This window comes from Caulobacter sp. FG121 (assembly GCF_057809815.1).
The window spans coordinates 255,282-274,520 of the sequence record NZ_JBMDKR010000001.1 but is presented as its reverse complement, the minus strand read 5'-3'; the positions used below and the strand labels follow the sequence as shown (position 1 = coordinate 274,520).

The following is a 19,239-nucleotide window of genomic DNA, read 5'->3' as shown; positions in this document are numbered from 1 at the left end:
CACCGGTGAGGGGCCCCTTGGCGCGCGATCCCTATCTTGAACTTGGCGTACCCCGCGGGGCGACCGCTGATGAGATCCGCAAGGCCTTCCGCAAGCTGGCCAAGCAGTACCATCCGGACGCCAACCAGAACGACCCGACCGCCGAGGAGAAGTTCAAGCGCGTTTCGTCCGCCTTCGACATCCTGGGCGACGAGGACAAGCGCAAGAAGTTCGACCGCGGCGAGATTGACGCCGACGGCCGCGACCAGCATCCCGGCTTCGGCGGCGGCAGTCCGTTTGGCCCGGGCGGCGCTTCCGGCGGCCGCTATCGGCCGGGCCCCGGCAGTCCCGGGTTCGAGGGCGTCGACATCAATGACATCCTCGGCGACATGTTCGGCCAGCGGGGCCCGGGCGGCCCGGGCGGCGGCGGGAGCCGGGCCGGCTTCGGTTTCGGCAATGGCGGCAAGGGCTCCGACCTTCGGGCGCATCTCGATATCGAGATCGAGGAGGCCATCCGCGGGGGCAAAAAACGCATCGCCTTTTCCGACGGTCGCACCCTGGATGTGAACATCCCCAAGGGCGCGCTCGATGGCCAGACGCTTCGGCTGAAGGGACAGGGCGCGCAGGGCCGGACCGGTCCGGGCGATGCGCTGATCGAGATCGGCATCAAGCCGCATCCGCTCTACCGGCGGGAGGGCGATGTGCTGCACATGGACCTACCCGTCTCCGTGCCCGACGCCGTGCTGGGCGGGAAGATCGATGCGCCGACCCCGGACGGTCCCGTGACCCTGACCGTGCCGAAGGGCTCGAACAGCGGCGCGCAACTGCGACTCAAGGGCCGTGGCTTCTTCAACCCCCGAGGCCAGCGCGGCGATCTGCTGGCCCGGCTGGTCGTGACCCTGCCCGATGCAGCCGATCCGGCCCTGGAAACATTCGCCCAGACCTGGCGCAAGGACCGTCCCTACTCGCCCAAACGGCGTTAGGCGTGACATCCTGACGCAAGGGCCGGATAACGTGTCCATTCAGCCCGCGTTCAGCGGAGACCCGTTAGACCCGACGACATGAAACGCCTGACTGTCCTTTTCGCGGCCCTGATGCTGACCACCGCCCTCCCGGCGGCGGCGCAGGCGCAGGCCTGCCCGAAGGGTCCGCTGGGCCAGGCCTGCCGCGAGGCGCGTCTGGGCGGCGGCCAGGGTGGTGACCGTCCCTATCCCGGCGGTGGTCGCGGCAATTCGCTCGGCGATGGCTGGGCGCCCAATGAAGACGATGCCCGCGAGGGCGTGCGCGGCGGGCGGCTCGTGCCGCTGGAAAGCGTGATCCGCAACATCTCGCGCTCGACGCCTGGGCGGCTGCTCGACGCCGGTCTCGAAGACCAGGGCGGCCGGCCGATCTATCGGGTCCGCTGGCAAGCCGCGAACGGACAACGTATCGACTTCATCGTCGACGCCCGGTCGGGCGCGATCATCGGCAGAAACTGAGGCTCCCATGCGCATCCTGCTTGTCGAGGATGATCCCGACCTGTCGCGCCAGCTGAAGCTCGCCCTCGGCGACGCCGGCTATGCCGTGGACCACGCCGCCGACGGCGAGGAGGCCCACTATCTGGGTGAAGGCGAGCCCTATGACGCCGTGATCCTCGACCTGGGCCTGCCCAAGATCGACGGCGTGTCGGTGCTCGAGCGCTGGCGGCGGGACAGTATCGCCATGCCGGTGCTGATCCTGACCGCCCGCGACAACTGGAGTCAGAAGGTCGCCGGCTTCGACGCCGGGGCCGACGACTATCTGACCAAGCCGTTCCATACCGAGGAGCTGCTGGCCCGCCTGCGGGCCTTGCTGCGCCGGTCGGCCGGGGTGGCGACGCCAAACCTCGCCTGTGGCGGCCTGCGCCTCGATCCGCGGTCGGCCCGCGCCAGCGTCAACGGCGAGCCCCTGCGGCTGACCTCGCTGGAATACCGCCTGCTGCACTACATGATCATGCACCAGGGCCGGGTGATCAGCCGCACCGAGCTGGTCGAACATCTTTACGATCAGGACTTCGACCGCGACTCCAACACCATCGAGGTGTTCATCGGCCGGGTTCGCAAAAAGATCGGACCCGATCGTATCGAGACCGTCCGCGGCCTCGGCTACCGCCTGACTCCGCTGCCCGGAGAGCCCACGGAGTGAAGCTTCCCGGCATGGGCCGCCGCTCGCTGGTCGGACGGCTGGTGTGGCTGGCCGCCGGGTGGAGCCTGGCGGTTCTCATCGTCACCGGCCTGTCGCTGACGGCTTTCTTCCAGCAGGCGGCGCTGAGCCGGTTCGATCTGGGCCTCGTCGACCTGATCGAGGGGCTGAACGCCGGTGTCAGCGTCGAGGGCGGCAAGGTCGTGGCCCCGGCCCTGACCGACACGCGAGCCCTTCGGGTCTACTCCGGTCGATACTGGCAGATCGCCGAGCCGGGGCCGAACAACACCATCAAGGTGCTGGTTCCCTCCCGGTCGCTGTTTGATCGCGAGCTGAGCATTCCCACCGAGGTCGTCGCGCAGATCGCCGCGACCCCGGCGGTGCAGGTGTTCTACAGCGCCGAAGGTCCACTGGATCAGCCTCTGCGGGCCACGGCCATGCAGGTGAAGCTGACGGGACAGGCCTCGCCGGTGATTCTGATGGCCGCCGAGGACCGCTCTCCTGTCGATCGGGAAGCCCGGCGATTCGCCGCCCTGACCGCCGGCGCGCTCGTCATCATGGGCGCAGGCATCCTCGCCGCCGTGCTCATCCAGGTGCGCGTGGGCTTGCAGCCGCTGTTCCGGTTACGGGGCGAGGTGGCGGATGTGCGCAAGGGCAAGATCGAGCGGATCGTCGGCGACTACCCGTCGGAACTCGAGCCGCTGGCCACCGAACTCAACGCGCTGGTGGCGCACAACCAGGACGTGGTCGAGCGCCAGCGCACCCATGTCGGCAACCTCGCGCATGCCCTGAAGACGCCGATCTCCGTCATGCTGACCGAAGCCAACCAGCAGCCCGGGCAGCTGTCCGAGGTGGTGTCACGACAGGCCGAGGCCATGCGGGGGCATGTCGAACACCATCTCAGGCGGGCCCGCGCGGCCGCCCGATCGCAGAGCCATGGCGAGCGAACCCTGGTGGAGCCGGTGATCGATGAACTGGCGGTGACGCTGGAGCGGATCTTCCAGGAGAAGGGTGTCGAGATTGACTGGCGTTGCCCCGAGGACCTCTGCTTCCGCGGCGAACGCCAGGATCTTCAGGAAATGGCCGGCAACATCATGGAGAACGCCGGCAAATGGTCCCGCGGTCGCGTGCGCGCCATCGCCGCCGCCGTCTCGCCCGACAGGCTGGTCATCACCGTCGAGGACGATGGGCCCGGTCTGCCGGCCGACCGGCGTGAGGAGGTTCTCAAGCGCGGCGCCCGTCTCGACGAAAGCGCGCCGGGCTCCGGACTCGGTCTTGCGATCGTTGATGAACTGGCCCGCGCCTACGGCGGTTCGCTGGTTCTCGGCGACGCGGCGATGGGCGGCCTGAGGGTCGAACTGGGGCTTCCGCGCGCGGAGACCTGAAAGCCGGTGTTTCGGGAACCGTTAACCCAATTCGGTCAGTCTCAACCTGGGGCTCAGTCGCCCTGTACGGCAGAGGCTCATGCCCGGACTTTCACCCCAAAAGATCGAGATGCTCAGGGCGCTCGTTTCGACGTCCCCGGACGAGCTGGTCCGCACGCTCGAATACGCCATCAGCGCCGATGGGGGGAATGGTCCGCTCGCCGCGATCGGCGCCATGGTGGAGGCCGAGGCTGCGGAACGCGCCCTGCGCTTCGCGGTGTTGATGCCGGTCGCACCCCTGTTCGAAACCGCCAGCGCACCGGGCGCGCCGACCTGGCCGCGCGCCGCGCTCAGGACCCTCTGGTCCGCGGTTTCCGCCGAGTCGCCGTCTCTGGTCCGGGAGGCGGCCGAGGCGTTGCATTATCTCGAACCGGAAGATCCCACGCCGGAAGTCTTTGACGCCCTCTGCTGTCACGCCGCGGACGGCCTCGAGGCCCGCAGCGAGGCGGGATACGCCGCGGCGGCTGCCCTTTGCGACGGCGCCCGGCCCGGAGGCGCGGCGGACCTTATCCTTTGCCTTCGCATGGCCCCGATCGTGCGACCGATCGTGCAACGCCTCGGCGACTGGATCCAGCGCATGACCGACGAGCGTCGGGCGACCGCGAGGCTGGCCTATCGCGACGCCACGGCGCTTGCCGGCGGGGCAGGACCCCTGCTGTTCGAAATGCTCGCGGCGCACATGAAGCAGCCCTCGCTGATCCTGCGCATCATTTCCGCCGTGATGGATCACCCGGCGGAGCGCTATCTCGCCGATTCCGAACTGGCCCGATTTGGCGAACGCGCGCTCGACAGCATCGAAACGGAGCTCGCGCTGCTTCGGGACATCAAGCCGGCGGCCGGCGTCCAGGCTGCACGTCAGGCCGGCGCCGCCGTTCAGCGCGCGATCGACGCGGCGTCCGAACTCGAAGGCTCGGTCCAGCTGTCCCGCGACGGCGCCTGGGGGCAGAGGCTGACGAAACTCAAGCAATCGGTTGCCGTGACCGTCGAAGCGCGGCTGCGCGAGATCGACGAGGCGGCGGCTCATGCCCTGCCGATCCAGAAGCTGCGCTACAGCGCCCGCCTGACCCGGACAGCGCCCAATTTCAGCGACCCGCCCGATGAGCCATCGGTGACCTGGGCCATGGGGCTCCTGACGTTCGCCGACGCCGTGCGCCCCTGCGCGCCGGTCGGCGGCTTTGGATCTGTGCGCAGCAAGGTTCTCGAGACCCTCGGCAAACGGATCGACCAGTACGTCGAAGACGTGCTCGAACAGATCCGCGCCGGCGACGTCGAGGATGACGAACGGGCCCGCGAGTTCCTGAATATCGCGGCGGACATGCTGGAACTGGCCCGGGACGACCAGAGCGCTTCAATCGTCAGACGGCGGGCTGCCGCGGCCTGATCCGCGGCGCTTTGATCCAGCCCCTCGCAACGGCGCGCGCGATCCGCTAACACCCCGCCATGTTCGCATTCTGGATCGCCGCAGCGGCCCTTTCAGCAGCAGCCGGCTGGCTGTTGTTGCGTGGCGCGCGCGCCGGCTCGCTTCGCGCGATCGGCGAAGATCCGGCCCTGGCCATTCATCGCCGTCAGCTGGCGGAAATCGACGACCTGGCCGCGCGGGACCTGCTGCCCGAGGGAGAGGTGCGGACCGCGCGCGCTGAAGTAGGCCGTCGCCTGCTGGCCGCGGCCGAAGCGCCCGTCGGGACGACAGCGCCGACCGCTGGTCGTCGCCTGGTCACGGCGATGGCGGCGGTTGTTCCCCTGGTGGCGCTCGGATTTTACTGGATCGGCGGATCACCCGGCGCGCCGGATCAGCCCTACAGGATGCGCCTGGCCGCGTGGCGCCATGCCGATCCGTCGACGCTGGACCCGCCTCGCATGGCAGCGCTGATGCGCGTGATCGTCGTCGAGCGGCCGACCGATCCCGAGGCCTTCAAGAACCTCGCGCTCGCTGAGCTTGCTTCGGGCGACGCCATGGCCGCGTCCGGCGCGCTGCGTCGCGCGGTCGCCATCGCGCCGAAGCGGGCAGACCTTTGGGCCGCCCTTGGCGAGACCTTCATGGCCGAGGGCGATGGTCGGGTCGGCGCCGACGCGCGGGCGGCGTTCAACCAGGCCCTGATCGTCGATCCCGCCTCGCTGAGCGCCCGCTACTTCCTCGCCCGTGCGGACATCGCCGACGGCAAGGTCGCGCAGGGTCTCGCGGCCTGGCGCGCGCTGCTGATGAGTCTGCCGGCCGACGACCCCTCCCGGGTCGCCCTGGCCAGCGAGATCGATGCCGTGACACGCGCCGGGGGTCTGCCTGAGACGCGTCAGGCGCCGCCGGCCCAACCCGATGCCGCCCAGATTCGCGGCATGGTCGAGGGGCTGGAGAAGCGCCTTGGAACCGATGCCGACGATCCACAGGGCTGGGTCCGGCTGGTGCGCGCCTGGTCGGTCCTGGGCGAGACCCAGCGTCGCGACGCGGCGCTCGCCAGAGGCCGCGCGCTGTACAAGACCCGCCCTGACATTCTCAAAGCGCTCGACGAGGCCGCCCAATGAGCTTCTGGCCGAAATCCCGGACGGCCCGTCGACGGTTGACCATCCTGCTGGCGGTGGCGCCGGTGCTCGCTCTGGCCGCGGGGCTGACGCTGTGGGGCCTGCGGGACTCGATCTCGCTGTTCTACACCCCGGCCCAGGCCAAGGCCGCCAATGTGGCGCCGGGACGGGCCGTACAACTGGGCGGGCTGGTCCTGCCCGGCAGTGTGGTCAAGCACCCGGACGGTCGGGTCGAGTTCGTGATTTCGGACAAGACCGACACCGCGCCGGTGAGCTTCCAGGGCGACCTGCCCGACCTTTTCCGCGAGGGGCAGGGCGTCGTCGCCGAGGGCAGCTTCGACGCTGCCGGGACTTTCGAGGCCAAGCAGGTGCTGGCAAAGCATGATGAGAAATACATGCCGCGCGAAGTGGCCGACGCGCTGAAGAAGCAGGGCGAATGGCGTGGAAGCGGGGCAGCCCCTGCCTACGGCAAGCCATGACCGCTGAACTCGGCGCCTTCGCGCTCGCCCTGGCCCTTGCCCTGTCGCTGGCCCAGACCGTGCTCGGTCTTGCCGGCGCGCGCCGGCCGGCGATCGCCGGGGCGGGGGAGGGCGCGGCTATCGGCGCCTTCTTCGGGGTGGCGGCGGCCTTCGTCGCGCTGGTGACAGCGTTCGTCACGTCCGACTTCTCGGTCGCCAACGTCGCGGCCAACTCCCACACCGCCAAGCCGCTGCTCTACAAGGTGGCCGGGAGCTGGGGCAGCCACGAGGGCTCCATGCTGCTTTGGTGCCTGATTCTGACAGGGTATGGCGCGGCCGTGGCCGGCTTCGGCAAGGGCCTGCCTCCGGGGCTGAAGAGCCGCGTCGTGGGCGTGCAGGGCCTGCTGGGCGTGCTGTTCCTAGCCTACACCGTGTTCGCGTCCAACCCGCTCGCGCGGCTGGCGGCGCCGCCGATCGAAGGCCGTTCGCTCAATCCGTTGCTGCAGGATCCGGCGCTCGCCTTCCATCCGCCGTTCCTCTACCTCGGCTATGTCGGCTTCTCGGTGGTGTTCTCATTCGCCGTGGCGGCCCTGATCGATGGACGGATCGACGCCGCCTGGGCGCGATGGGTGCGACCGTGGACCCTGGCTGCCTGGAGCTTCCTGACCGTCGGCATCGCTCTGGGCTCGTTCTGGGCCTACTACGAGCTCGGCTGGGGCGGCTGGTGGTTCTGGGATCCGGTCGAGAACGCCTCGTTCATGCCCTGGCTGATCGGCGCGGCCCTGCTGCATTCCGCGATCGTCACCGAGAAGCGCGGCGCGCTGTCGGGCTGGACGCTGTTTCTGGCGCTGGCGGCGTTCACCTTCTCCATGCTCGGCGCGTTCCTCGTGCGGTCGGGCGTGCTGACCAGCGTGCATGCCTTCGCCGTCGATCCGACACGCGGCGTGCTGTTGCTGTCGATCCTGGGCGTCTCGTCCGGGGCGGCGTTCGCGCTGTTCGCCTGGAGGGCCCCGGCGCTGGCGCCGGGTGGCGTCTTCGCGCCCGCCAGTCGCGAAAGCCTGATTGTTCTCAACAACATCCTGCTGACCGCCGCGACCGGCGCGGTGATGTTCGGGACCCTCTATCCGTTGATCTACGAGGCCTTCGCGGGCGCGCCGATCACCGTGGGGCCGCCCTATTTCAATCTGGTGTTCGGCACGCTGATGGGCCTGGCGATGCTGATCCTGCCGTTCGGTCCGCTGACCGCCTGGAAGCGGGGCAGCCTGGCCGACAGCGCCGCGCAGCTGCGGTTGGCCGGCATCGTGGCGGTGATGGTCGGGATCCTGATCCTGGCGCTGATGAGTCCGCGCAAGGCCATGGCCAGCGGCGGCGTGGCGCTCGGCGCCTGGGTCATCGCCGGCGCGGTGAGCGAGATTGTCCAGCGGACGCGGGCGTTCAAGGCGCCCTGGCCCGAAGTGGCGAGGCGTCTGACGGGCTTGCCGCGCGGGTCGTGGGGCATGACGCTCGCGCACCTCGGGCTCGGGGTGTTCATCCTGGGCGCCTGTTTCGAGACGGCCTGGAAGGTCGAGGCCGCCGAGGCCCTGTCCGTCGGCGGCCATCTGCGGCTCGGCGCGTTCGAGCTGACGCTGACGGACGTCGGCACGGTCGACGGGCCCAACTATCTCGCCGAGCGGGGGCAGCTGACGGTAACGCGGGCCGGGAAGCCGATCTGCGCGCCCGCGCCGGAGCGACGGTTCTATCCGGCCGGCAAGCAGAGCACGTCCGAGGTCGCCCTGTGCAATCTCGGCTTCAGCCAGGTCTACACGGTGCTCGGTGAGCGCCGGGCCGGGGCCAACGGAGAGCCAGCCTGGCTGGTGCGCAGCTACTACAATCCCTGGGTCCAGCTGATTTACCTCGGCCCGTTGTTGATGGCGCTGGGCGGGCTGCTCAGCCTGTCGGACCGGCGGCTTCGTTTCGCCGTGGGGCGCAAGCCGTGAGAGCGCGACTGCTGATCATCCTGACGGCCGTCATGCTGATGGCCGGGGCCGCCTCGGATCCCGCCGAGCGGCTGCAGGACCCTGCCCAGGAGGCGCGCGCCCGGGCGCTGTTCACCCAGATCCGCTGCATGGTCTGCCAGAACGAGTCGATCGACGACTCCGACGCCGAACTGGCCGGAGACCTGCGCAAGGTCGTGCGGGAACAGATCGTCGCCGGGCGGTCCGACGATCAGGTGATGGCCTTTCTGACCGACCGATACGGCGACTTCGTCCGTATGACGCCGCGGTTCGACTGGGCCAACGCGCTGCTCTGGCTGGGGCCGTTCCTGGCCGCCCTGGCCGGACTGGCGATGCTGCTGGGACGCCTGCGCCGACGCGAACCGACGCCGGCGTTGTCCGCGGAGGAAGAAACGCGGCTGGCGGCCTTGCTGGACGACGAGCCGGCGTGACACGATTGCGCCGTGATCCGGCTCCAAAAAGCGCCGTGTCGGATGACAAAGAGATAACTTGAGGGCCCGACGGCTCTCGGGCATCGAAAACTCTCAACAGAGCCCGCCGTACGCGGGTCAGGAACGGAACACAGATGGTCGCCAGGAAGACCGGTTTCTTTGTGGGCGCTGTCGCGGGCGTGGGCGTTGCATGCGCCGCGCTGGCCGGCGTCGGTTTGCGTATGTCGCCTGCCCAGGCCGCCGAGCCGGCCCAGCTGGTGAGGACTTCGGCCGCGGGGCCGGTCATGTTCGCGCCGCCGCCCGGCGCGCCGATGTCGTTCGCCGACATCTTTGAGAAGGTTTCGCCCGCCGTGGTGTCGATCGACGTCACCTCGCGGGTCGACGCCAGCGCCCTGCGTCTGCCCAACTTCCCGCTGGGGCCTAACGGCAAGCCCGGCGAACAGAACGATGACGGCGAGGACGGCGGCAATGGTCGCCCGCGCCAGCAGTCGTCAGGGTCCGGCTTCCTGATCTCGGCGGACGGCTACATCGTCACCAACAATCACGTCATCGAGGGCGCTGACGAGATCAACGTCACCCTGAAGGACGGTCGCGAGCTGAAGGCGAAGCTGATCGGTCGTGACGAGAACACCGACCTGGCCGTGATCAAGGTCGAGGGCACGGGATTCACCTTCGTGGCCTTCGAGAACGCCGCCAAGCCGCGCGTCGGCGACTGGGTCATCGCGGTGGGCAATCCGTTCGGCCTGGGCGGCACCGCCACGGCCGGCATCGTGTCCGCTTACGGCCGGAACCTGAATGATGAAAGCTCGACCTACGTCGATTACGTCCAGATTGACGCCCCGATCAACCGGGGCAACTCCGGCGGTCCGTCGTTCGACATCTATGGCCGGGTGATCGGCGTCAACAGCGCCATCTTTTCGCCGACCGGCGGCTCGGTCGGGATCGGTTTCGCCATTCCCGCCGACATCGCCGACAGCATCACCAAGCAGCTGATCGCCAACGGCAAGGTCGTGCGCGGCTATATCGGTGCGCAGATCCAGAACTTCACACCGGAGATGGGACAGGCTCTCGGTCTCGGCAGCCTCAAGGCCGCCGTGGTCAAGGCCGTGACCCCGGGCGGTCCGGCCGCCAAGGCCGGGCTGCAGGTCGACGACATCGTGCTGTCGGTCAACGGCGTCAAGGTCGAGTCCTCGACCGCGCTGACCCGTGAGGTCGGTCGCGGCGCGGCCGGTTCGGTGCTGCGACTGGAAGTCCTGCGGGACGGCCAGAACCGGGTCGTCGAAATCCGTTCCGGCGTGCGTCCCTCCAACCAGGAACTGGCCGGCGAGCTGCGGCCTGATTCCAGCGGCGGGCCCGCCGACGGCGGCAAGTCGCCCAACGGGCCGGGCGTCACGCGCGTCCAGGTGCTCGGCATGGGTCTGGTGCCGCTCGATACGGCCAGCCGTCGGCGCTACGGCATCGCCGCCGACGCCCAGGGTGTGCTGATCGACAGCCTGCGGGCTGACTCCGACGCCGCCGAGCGCGGCATCGCCGTCGGTAACGTGATCACCTCGGTGAACCTGAAGGCCGTGCGCACGCCGGCCGATGTGGCCGCCGCGGTGGAGGCTGCCAAGAAGGCCGGCCGTCCGACCATCCTGCTGTCGGTCCTGTTCAAGGGCCAGCTGGCCTCGGTTCCCGTCAAGGTGAACTAGAGGCGGCTTTGGGACGCCCTCCGGGACCCGCGCCACGCGCGCCGGTCCCGGAGGATTTCTCGTCAGCGCGGCGCACGGTTACCGGCGCGTTGCCGCATTACACTATCGTATGTTGAGATCGTCGCGGGGGGCGGAGTAGGGTCCCCCTGTCGGCGGATTCCCGTCGCCGACCCTGGCGGGGCAAAGAATGCGAATCCTGATCATCGAGGACGACCTCGAAGCGGCGGAAGCGATGGCGCGCGGCCTGTCCGAGGCGGGCTATGACTGCACCCACGCGGCGGACGGCGCGGCCGGTCTGGTCGAGGCCCAGAAACGTGGGTTCGACGTCCTGATCGTCGACCGGATGATGCCGAAAATGAACGGCGTTCAGGTCGTCGAGACCCTCCGCCGCGAGGGGGACGCGACCCCCGTGCTGTTCCTGTCTGCCCTGGGCGAGGTCGGAGACCGCGTCGACGGGTTGAAAGCCGGCGCCGACGATTATCTGGTGAAGCCCTACGCCTTCCCCGAACTGATCGCCCGGGTCGAGGCCCTATCGCGCCGTCGCGAGACCGGCGCCGTGGCGACGACCCTGAAGGTCGGTGATCTGGAAATGAACCTCATCGCCCGCACCGTGAATCGCGGGACTACCGAGATTGATCTGCAGCCGCGCGAATTCCAGCTGCTGGAGTTCATGATGCGCCACGCCGGCCAGTCGGTGACGCGCACCATGCTGCTCGAGAAGGTCTGGGAATATCATTTCGACCCCCAGACCAACGTCATCGACGTGCACATCTCCCGCCTGCGCTCGAAGATCGACAAGGGGTTTGATCGCCAGATGCTGCAGACCGTGCGCGGGGCCGGCTACCGGCTCGATCCGTAGGGCGCGGACGTCGAACCCATGCGTCTGCCCCGGATATTCCGCACCACGCCGTTCCGGCTGACGCTGCTGTTCCTCGCCATGTTCGCGGCCGCGGCCGCGGCGTTCCTGGCCTATGCCTACTTCGCCACGGCCGGAGAGGTGACCCGTCGGGCCGACGACGAGATCCGGCGGGAAATGAATTCGCTGGAGGCCATCTACCGTCGCGGTGGATCGTCCGCGCTGAACCAGGCGCTGATCGAACGGGCCGTCGGCGAGCGACCGTTCCTCTATCTGCTGCTCGACACGCATGGCCAGAAGATCACCGGCTCCATCGAGGAATCGCCGATCGGCGCGGCCAGCGGCCCCGGCGAGACCTGGACGACCTTCCAGGTCACCGACACCGATCCCGACGGCGGCGCCGTGAAACGACCCGCGCGCGGGCTGCAGGAACGGCTCGAGGGTGGCGAGGTGCTGTTCGTCGGCGCCGATGTCGGCGAGTCCGAGGGCTTCGTCACCGGCATCGTGCGGGCCCTGTGGGGCGCCGGGGCGCTGGTGATCCTGCTGGGGCTGGCCGGCGGGGTGCTGGTCAGCCGCAACGTCAGTCGGCACATGGGCGGTCTCAACGAGACCATTGCGGCGGTCCGGGCCGGCGACCTCAAGGCGCGCGCCCGGGTGCGCGGCGCCCGTGACGAGTATGACGAGCTGGCCGAGGGCCTGAACGAGATGCTCGACAGGCTGGAACGGTCGATGGGCGGGCTGCGCCACGCCGGCGACGCCATCGCCCATGATCTGCGGTCGCCCCTGACCCGCCTGCGGGCGCGCATGGAGGCGGCGCTGATCGAGGTCGAGGCCGGCAAGGGCGATCCCAAACAGGCGCTGATCCAGGCCCTCGACGACGCCGACAACGTGCTGACCACCTTCAACGCGGTGCTGGCCATCGCCCGGCTGCAGGCCGCGGGCAGCGCGCCGGACCAGACCCTGTTCGACCCCGGCCAGCTGGCCGCCGACATGGCCGAGCTCTACGAGCCGCTGTGCGAGGACAAGGGCATCGACTTCAAGGCCGAGCTGATCCCGCGGCTGACCGTAAAGGCGGCCCGGCCGATCCTCGCCCAGGCGCTGGCCAACGTCATCGACAACGCCATCAAGTACACGCCCGCCGGCGGCGCGGTGATGATGCGCGTGCGCCGGCGGTCATCGGGCGAGATCGAGTTTTCGGTCACGGACAACGGTCCGGGCGTACCTCTTGAGGACCGCAACCGGGTGGTCCAGCGCTTCGTGCGGCTGGAAAACAGCCGCAGTGAGCCTGGTTCGGGACTGGGCCTGTCGCTGGTCGCCGCTGTCGCCGAGGCGCATGGCGGGCGACTGGAGCTCGACGACGGCCCCGGCGAGTATGACGGCTTCGGCCCCGGACTGCGGGTCGCGATCGTGCTGCCACGGGTGGAGTAGGGCGCTGGCCTCGGACGCGTCGCGCGCGCACTCTGGCGGCATGACTCGTCTCGTGGATCGCCTTCAGCCCTGTGGACCGGTTCTCGACGCCAAGGCGGCCGGGCGTGCGCATGAGCTGTTGCAGGCGCGGATCGGCGGCGAAGCTCTGGAGGCGGCCTGGCCGGCGCTCGCGCCCATCTTCGGAGCATCCCCCTATCTCGCCGGACTGGCCCGGCGGCGGCCGGCGGCTTTGCGCGAGACGCTGGAAAGTGATCCCGCCGACCGCCTCGCGGGCATTCTCGACCAGGCGCGCGCCCAGGCCAACGAACCGGACGACGAGGTCGGCCGCAGAGTGCTGCGCGAGCTGAAGGCCGACCTGCATCTGCTGACCGCCATCGCCGATCTCGGCGGGGTCTGGGGGCTGGACGCGGTCACCGGAGCGCTGGCCCGGTTCGCCGACGCCGCACTTCAGGCCGCTGTCGCCCTGACCGCGCGGGCCGAGATCGAGCGCGGGCGGCTGGTCGCCGTGGAGCCCGGGCCGGCTGGACCGATCCCCGGCCTGATGATCATCGCGCTCGGCAAACACGGGGCGTTCGAGCTGAACTACTCCAGCGACATCGACATCACCTTCTTCTACGAGCCCGAGAGGCTGCCGCTGGCCGAGGGCGTTGAAGCCGGCGACGAGGCCGTCCGCATCGCCCATGGCGTCGCGCGGACGCTGCAGGACCGGACCGCTGACGGCTATGTGTTCCGGGTGGATCTGAGGCTGCGGCCGGATCCGTCCTCCACGCCGCCCGCTGTGCCGGCCCCGGCGGCCTTCGCCTACTACGAATCGGTCGGACAGAACTGGGAGCGGGCGGCCTTCATCAAGGCGCGGGCGGCGGCCGGCGATATCCCGGCGGGCGAGGCCTTCCTCGAAGAGCTGCTGCCGTTCGTCTGGCGCAAGAACCTCGACTTCGCCGCCATCGCCGACATCCATTCAATCAAACGGCAGATCCATGCCTGGAAGGTCGATGACCGGCTGACCGCCAAGGGCGCGGACCTGAAGCTGGGGCGGGGCGGCATTCGCGAGATCGAGTTCTATGCCCAGACCCAGCAGCTGATCCTGGGCGGGCGGCATCCGGACCTGCGCTCCAACCGCACGCTCGACGCCCTGGCCGCGCTGGCGGTGGCCGGACATGTGACCCAGGCGGCCGCGACCGAGCTGACCATCGCCTACCATGCGCTGCGCGCGCTGGAACACCGGGTCCAGATGCTCGCCGATGACCAGACCCACCGGCTGCCTGAGTCCGACACTGATCGCAAACGGGTCGCGGCGCTCTGGGGCTACGACAACCTTCGCAGCTTCGACGCCGCGGTCGGGAAGATCTTGCGCGGGGTGAACGCCATCTACGGCGACCTGTTCAAGGGCGAGGAAGAGCTGTCGTCGCGCTTCGGAAGCCTGATCTTCACCGGGGTCGAGGACGATCCGGAGACGCTGACGACCCTCAAGCGGATGGGGTTCTCCAACCCGCCGCAGGTGTCGCAGACCATCCGACGCTGGCATCACGGCCGGATCGCCGCGACCCGCACCGAGCGGGGCCGCGAGCTGTTCACCCGGCTGGCCCCCCGGCTGCTCGACGCGGTACAGGCCACTGGCGCGCCGGACGTGGCGTTCAACCGTTTCTCCGACTTCTTCAGCGCCCTGTCGTCGGGCGTGCAGGTCCAGTCGCTGTTCCTCGCCCAGCCGAAGCTGTTCGGGTTGGTCGTGGAGGTGATGGCCTATGCGCCGCAGCTGGCGCAGACGCTTGCCCGGCGGCCGGCGGCGCTCGACGCCCTGCTCGACAGCGCCTTCTTCCAGCCGTTCGAGGCCGGCCAGGGCGAGGCCTGGTTCAACCGCGCGATGGCCGAGGCGGAGGGGTTCGAAGAGGCCATGGACGCGGCCCGGCGGGTGCATCGGGAGCAGGCTTTCCGGGTCGGCGTTCAGGTCATGAGCGGCACGGCCAGCGCCGCCCAGGCGGGGGCCGCCTTCGCGGAACTGGCCGACCTCTGCATCAAGGGCCTGTCCGCCGCCGCGCTGGCGGAGACCGAACGACAGGGCGGCGCCTTCGACGGCGAGGTCGCGGTCGTGGCGCTTGGCAAGTGCGGCGGCCGGGAGATGACGGCGCGCTCGGATCTCGACCTGATGACGCTGTACCGGTCGACCGATCCCGCCGGGATGTCGGCGACCAAGGGCTGGAGCGCCGACACCTTCTACGCCCGGTTCACCCAGCGATTGATCGCGGCCCTGTCCGCGCCAACCGGGGAGGGCGGGCTCTACGAGGTCGACATGCAGCTGCGGCCCACGGGCAGCAAGGGTCCGGTCGCCGTCAGTCTGAATGCTTTCGAGACCTACTATGATCGCGAGGCCGAGACCTGGGAGATGCTGGCCCTCACACGAGCCCGGGTCGTCTGGTCCAGCTCGCCCGCCTTTGCGGGTGAGGCCGCCCGCGCCATCGAGTCCGCCCTGCGCCGGCCGCGCGATGCGGCGCGCACGGCCGCCGATGTGCGGGAGATGCGGGCGCTGCTGGAAGCCGAACGGCCACCGTCCGGCTTCTGGGACCTGAAGCTGTCGCCGGGCGGGCTGGTGGATGTCGAGTTCGCCGCCCAGCATCTGCAGATCGTCCATGCCGCGACGGGCGGACCGCTGGCCCAGAACACCGGCGACGCCCTGACCGCGCTGTCGGCCGCCGGATTCGGGGACCCGGCGTCGCTGGGCGACCTGACCCAGGCCTGGACCCTGCAGCAGGACCTGTCGCAGCTGCTCAAGCTCGCGCTGGAGGACTCCGCGGATCCCGAGGCCGAGCCCAAGGGGCTGCAGGCGATTCTGGCCCGGGCCGGCGGCGCGCGAACCCTGAAAGCCCTGCGGAAACGCCTGACGGAGGACCGTGTCCGGGCCCGCACGGCTTTTGACGCGATCACACAGGCCTGAGCCGACGGAAGCCGGCTGTTCGGCCGTTGAACCGTCGGGGTGCATAACGGAGCAAGCCACCGATGAAGACGATTACACTGGCCACAGTCCTGCTGGCCCTGACCGCCGGCGCCGCGCTGGCCCAGGGCGCCCCGGGCGGGCGCATGGACGCCAACGGCGACGGCAGCGTCAGCCTGGCCGAATTCAAGGCCGGCCGGGTGAAGATGATGATGCGCGGCGATGCCAACGGGGACGGGAAGCTGTCGAAGGCCGAACTGGAAGCCGGGATGGCCGCGATGGCCAAGGGCGCGGGCGCCGGCCAGGGTCAGGGCGGCGGTGGCCGGGCCGGTATGATGTTCGGCATGATGGACGCCAACAATGACGGCTTCCTGACCCGGCCGGAAATCGAGAAGATGGTCGAGCGCCGCTTCTCGCGTATCGACGTCAACGGCGATGGTTCGTTGAGCTCCAGCGAGATGGCGGCGATGCGCAGCGGCGGCATGGGCGGCCGGAGTGGCGGCGGTCATTGACTCAAAGGCTCGCCAGGCGGCGGGCCGGGGGGCGCGCTGGCGATGTGGGGAGACGTTTGGCGACGGGCGGAAGCGATCCCGACCAGGACCTGATCGCGCGGGTAGGGCGCGGCGACCCGGCCGCCATCCAGGCGCTGGTGGGCCGCAAGCTGCCGCGGATGCTGCAGCTCGCCTATCGCATGCTGAACGACGCAGCCGAGGCCGAGGACGTGGCCCAGGAAGTCTTTGTGCGGGCCTGGAAACAGGCGCCGCTCTGGATCCCGGGCGCGGCCCGGTTCGACACCTGGCTGCACCGGGTGGCGCTGAACCTCTGTTACGACCGTTTGCGTCGCCGCCGCGAGGTGGCGATGGCCGAGCCGCCGGAACAGGTCGACACCGGTCCGGCGGCCGATCGCGGGCTGATCGCGCGCGACACCGGCGCGCGGGTCAACGCGGCTCTGGCCGACCTGCCCGACCGACAGAGAGAGGCGATCACGCTCTGTCACTATCAGGAACTGACCAATATCGAGGCCGCCGCCCTGATGGGCGTGTCGGTGGATGCGCTGGAAAGCCTGCTGGCCCGGGGACGGAGAGCCCTGCGCGCCACACTCGCGGACCTGAAGGAGTAGGGCGATGAACCTGGACCGTTTCCAGACCCTGGCGGAGGCCTACGGTGGATCCATCCCCCGCTGGCCGGCCGAGGATCAGGATGCCGCCTTCGCCCTTCTGGCGGCGTCGCCGGACGCGGCCGGCCGGGCGCTTGCGCAGGCCCGGGATCTCGACGAGGCGATGGACGCCGCTCCCCGCCTGACGCCGTCGCAGGATCTGCGGCGACGGATTCTCAACGCGGCGCCCCAGGCCCGGTCGGTCCGCGCACCGGTGCAACGCTGGTTCGCCGGAGCCGGCGTCGGCGTCGGCCTCGCCGCCGTCGCCGTGGCGGGGCTCATGCTGGGCGTGAACCTGTCGGTGGCCAGCGCGGGAGAAGATGCGATGCTGCTCGCGACCGTCTACGGCTCGGACCTGACCGATGTCGCCGGAGGTGACTCTTGAACGGACGTGGCCTGCTCTTTGGTCTGATCGGCTCGCTGGCGCTGAACCTGTTTCTCGTCGGCATGGGCGCGGGAGCCTGGGTGCTCGCGCCGCGACTGATGCAGCCGATGCCGGCGGCGAGCCAGGGGCAGGGCCGACCTGCCCCGCTGTGGGCCTCGGCGCGGGCGCTCTCGCCGGAGTACCGGCCCGCGCTCAACGCCGTCCTGCGCGCGGCTGCGGCGGACAGCATCGCTGGCGTTCGCGAGGCGCGCACCATTCGTCGTCGGGCCTATGACGCGATGGCGTCGGACCATTTCGACGCTGTGGCGGTCAACGCCGACCTCGACCGGGCCCGGGCTCTTGAGCTCGCGGCGCGCGCCCGTCTCGAACGGGACATCGTGACCTATTCGGCGACCCTGCCGCGCGAGGAACGGACCAGGCTGGCGAAGGCCATGCGCGCGATATTGGACCGGGCGACCAACGCGCGATTCCGGCGGCGGCTGGATGCAGGGCAGCCCGGCGGCGATCCGGCGCAGCCCGCGCCGGCCAGAGCGGGCGACTGACCCCGCGTCCGGCCCGCGCCGTCAGGCCCGGCCCGGCTCTTCGACCTCAAGCACGACGCTGCGCAGCACCGCGCCGGCGCGCCCGTGTTGCAGGCCCAGGATCGAACCGACGTCGACCCGAAGCTCCAGCGGACCGTACCCCGGCGTGTTCCAGAGGCCATCGAGCGCGATGCGGTAGGCGGCCGCTTCGAAGCACATGCCCATCGGGATGGCGAAGATGGTGTCGCGAAACACTTCCCGGTTCTCCGCCAGCCGGCGCGCCGTGACCAGCACCATCGCTGACTTGCGCGGGTTGCACTCGATCTCGATGAAGCCGACCGCGCGGACGTCCCGGCGGTTCGCCAGAGCCGCCGGGATCTCGAGTGCGCCGGCGCCGGCCCAGATCCGGCGGGCCTCAAGGGTCTGACGCGCCGGTCGGGCGGTTCGCACGCCCTGGCGTCCGACGACAGGCGGGACGGACGGATCATGGGGATAGGTATAGCCGAAGGCGAAGGTCTCGGTGGTCGCCCCGGCGGTCATCGACGGCGCGGGCTGCCCGTCCGCATCAATGAGGCCGGACAGCACCTCCTCCTGCCAGGCCTGGGGATAGACGGCGTCGGGATTGTGTCGGCGCCAGAGCGTCCAGGCGCGGTCGACGTTGGCGTGGTGCAGCCAGAAGATCGGATCGTTGGGCGCGCGCATCAGGTCGTTCATGTCGCCGCCGACGAAGCCGTGCATCAGGTTGTGGCCGCCCCATTCGGCGGAGCCTGCGACATGCCGGGGCCCCGCATTCTCGCGTGGCGCGCCGAAGAAGGTGTCGAATGAATCGTCCAGCCGGGCCGTGTACCAGCGGCTGTTCATGACCATGCCGCGCGGCGCGACCCTGCCGGGCATCCTGAACACCGGATCCTCGTAGAACAGGGACGGGAAGGGATCGTTGGCCCAGTCCCAGTAGGGCAGCGCGAAGTCACGCTTGCCGCTGTAGCGGGCGACGATCTGTTCGAAGCGGAGGACCTGCAGGCGATGCCACGGCAGGAAGCGCCATGAGGTGTGCTGGCGATTGCGCATGTCGCTGTGGAGCGCGATCTGCGCCTCCCAGGCGCCGGATTTTCGCATCAACGGGATGGCGCGCCGCAGCGCCGCGACGTCGGGATCATCCGGCGACAGGGTCGATATCGGGCGGCGAACGCGGACCCCACCGGCGGAGGAGCCCGGCGCGGCCAACGGAATGCCGGCGGCGCCCGCCGCCGTGATCCCCGCCAGAAAGTGCCGCCGATCCAGTGTCATTGCATTCCCACACGAGGAGACTGGAACGG

At 69.8% G+C, this 19,239-nt stretch carries 18 protein-coding genes; 17 read left to right on the top strand and 1 reads right to left on the bottom strand.

The annotated features are described in order from the left end of the window. Positions 1 to 17 precede the first annotated feature (17 nt). The 17 genes from ACODSL_RS01395 to ACODSL_RS01315 all read left to right on the top strand — a co-directional run bounded on the left by ACODSL_RS01395 (position 18) and on the right by ACODSL_RS01315 (position 17,944). Positions 18 to 962 (top strand): DnaJ C-terminal domain-containing protein, encoded by a 945-nt coding sequence (locus ACODSL_RS01395; RefSeq protein ID WP_488898836.1) that lies wholly within the window; start codon positions 18 to 20, stop codon positions 960 to 962. A gap of 78 nt (positions 963 to 1,040) precedes the next feature. After that, positions 1,041 to 1,457: a PepSY domain-containing protein gene (locus tag ACODSL_RS01390; protein WP_488898835.1), complete on the top strand. Its 417-nt coding sequence runs from the start codon at positions 1,041 to 1,043 to the stop codon at positions 1,455 to 1,457. A 7-nt stretch (positions 1,458 to 1,464) separates the two neighbouring features. Next, on the top strand, positions 1,465 to 2,142 hold the full coding sequence (locus ACODSL_RS01385; RefSeq protein WP_488898834.1) for a response regulator transcription factor: 678 nt from the start codon (positions 1,465 to 1,467) through the stop codon (positions 2,140 to 2,142). Continuing rightward, positions 2,139 to 3,524: a sensor histidine kinase gene (locus ACODSL_RS01380; protein ID WP_488898833.1), complete on the top strand. Its 1,386-nt coding sequence runs from the start codon at positions 2,139 to 2,141 to the stop codon at positions 3,522 to 3,524. The genes ACODSL_RS01385 and ACODSL_RS01380 overlap by 4 nt, the downstream gene beginning before the upstream one ends. Before the next feature lie 109 nt (positions 3,525 to 3,633). Continuing rightward, the gene (locus ACODSL_RS01375; protein WP_488898832.1) at positions 3,634 to 4,944 is read left to right on the top strand and encodes a hypothetical protein; all 1,311 of its coding nucleotides are present in this window, start codon (positions 3,634 to 3,636) and stop codon (positions 4,942 to 4,944) included. 59 nt (positions 4,945 to 5,003) lie between these two features. Next, positions 5,004 to 6,080 carry a c-type cytochrome biogenesis protein CcmI gene (gene ccmI / locus ACODSL_RS01370; protein WP_488898831.1) on the top strand — a complete coding sequence of 359 codons (1,077 nt, stop codon included), beginning with the start codon at positions 5,004 to 5,006 and terminating at the stop codon, positions 6,078 to 6,080. Beyond that, on the top strand, positions 6,077 to 6,556 hold the full coding sequence (gene ccmE / locus ACODSL_RS01365) for a cytochrome c maturation protein CcmE (protein WP_488898830.1): 480 nt from the start codon (positions 6,077 to 6,079) through the stop codon (positions 6,554 to 6,556). The genes ccmI and ccmE overlap by 4 nt, the downstream gene beginning before the upstream one ends. Then, positions 6,553 to 8,511: a heme lyase CcmF/NrfE family subunit gene (locus tag ACODSL_RS01360; RefSeq protein ID WP_488898829.1), complete on the top strand. Its 1,959-nt coding sequence runs from the start codon at positions 6,553 to 6,555 to the stop codon at positions 8,509 to 8,511. Before ccmE ends, ACODSL_RS01360 begins: the two co-directional genes overlap by 4 nt. Further along, positions 8,508 to 8,960: a cytochrome c-type biogenesis protein gene (locus ACODSL_RS01355; protein ID WP_488898828.1), complete on the top strand. Its 453-nt coding sequence runs from the start codon at positions 8,508 to 8,510 to the stop codon at positions 8,958 to 8,960. The genes ACODSL_RS01360 and ACODSL_RS01355 overlap by 4 nt, the downstream gene beginning before the upstream one ends. 134 nt (positions 8,961 to 9,094) lie before the next feature. Next, entirely contained in the window at positions 9,095 to 10,651 is a 1,557-nt protein-coding gene (locus ACODSL_RS01350; protein ID WP_488898827.1) for a trypsin-like peptidase domain-containing protein, read from the top strand. Between the two features lie 187 nt (positions 10,652 to 10,838). Beyond that, positions 10,839 to 11,510 carry a response regulator transcription factor gene (locus tag ACODSL_RS01345; RefSeq protein ID WP_488898826.1) on the top strand — a complete coding sequence of 224 codons (672 nt, stop codon included), beginning with the start codon at positions 10,839 to 10,841 and terminating at the stop codon, positions 11,508 to 11,510. 18 nt (positions 11,511 to 11,528) lie between these two features. Continuing rightward, complete coding sequence (locus ACODSL_RS01340) at positions 11,529 to 12,935, top strand: sensor histidine kinase (protein ID WP_488898825.1); 1,407 nt, start codon at positions 11,529 to 11,531, stop codon at positions 12,933 to 12,935. 40 nt (positions 12,936 to 12,975) lie between these two features. Further along, positions 12,976 to 15,864, top strand: coding sequence for a bifunctional [glutamine synthetase] adenylyltransferase/[glutamine synthetase]-adenylyl-L-tyrosine phosphorylase (locus ACODSL_RS01335; RefSeq protein ID WP_488898824.1), 2,889 nt, complete (start codon positions 12,976 to 12,978; stop codon positions 15,862 to 15,864). A gap of 62 nt (positions 15,865 to 15,926) precedes the next feature. Then, a complete protein-coding gene (locus ACODSL_RS01330) occupies positions 15,927 to 16,373 on the top strand; it encodes an EF-hand domain-containing protein (protein ID WP_488898823.1) in 447 nt (148 codons plus the stop codon). Positions 16,374 to 16,429: 56 nt separating this feature from the next. Then, a complete protein-coding gene (locus ACODSL_RS01325) occupies positions 16,430 to 16,981 on the top strand; it encodes an RNA polymerase sigma factor (protein ID WP_488898822.1) in 552 nt (183 codons plus the stop codon). A gap of 4 nt (positions 16,982 to 16,985) precedes the next feature. Further along, a complete protein-coding gene (locus ACODSL_RS01320) occupies positions 16,986 to 17,402 on the top strand; it encodes a hypothetical protein (RefSeq protein WP_488898821.1) in 417 nt (138 codons plus the stop codon). After that, positions 17,399 to 17,944 (top strand): periplasmic heavy metal sensor, encoded by a 546-nt coding sequence (locus ACODSL_RS01315; RefSeq protein WP_488898820.1) that lies wholly within the window; start codon positions 17,399 to 17,401, stop codon positions 17,942 to 17,944. Before ACODSL_RS01320 ends, ACODSL_RS01315 begins: the two co-directional genes overlap by 4 nt. A gap of 21 nt (positions 17,945 to 17,965) precedes the next feature. On the opposite strand, the gene ACODSL_RS01310 is transcribed toward ACODSL_RS01315, so the two are convergent. Next, on the bottom strand, positions 17,966 to 19,210 hold the full coding sequence (locus ACODSL_RS01310; RefSeq protein WP_488898819.1) for a tyrosinase family protein: 1,245 nt from the start codon (positions 19,208 to 19,210) through the stop codon (positions 17,966 to 17,968). Between the last annotated feature and the right edge of the window lie 29 nt (positions 19,211 to 19,239).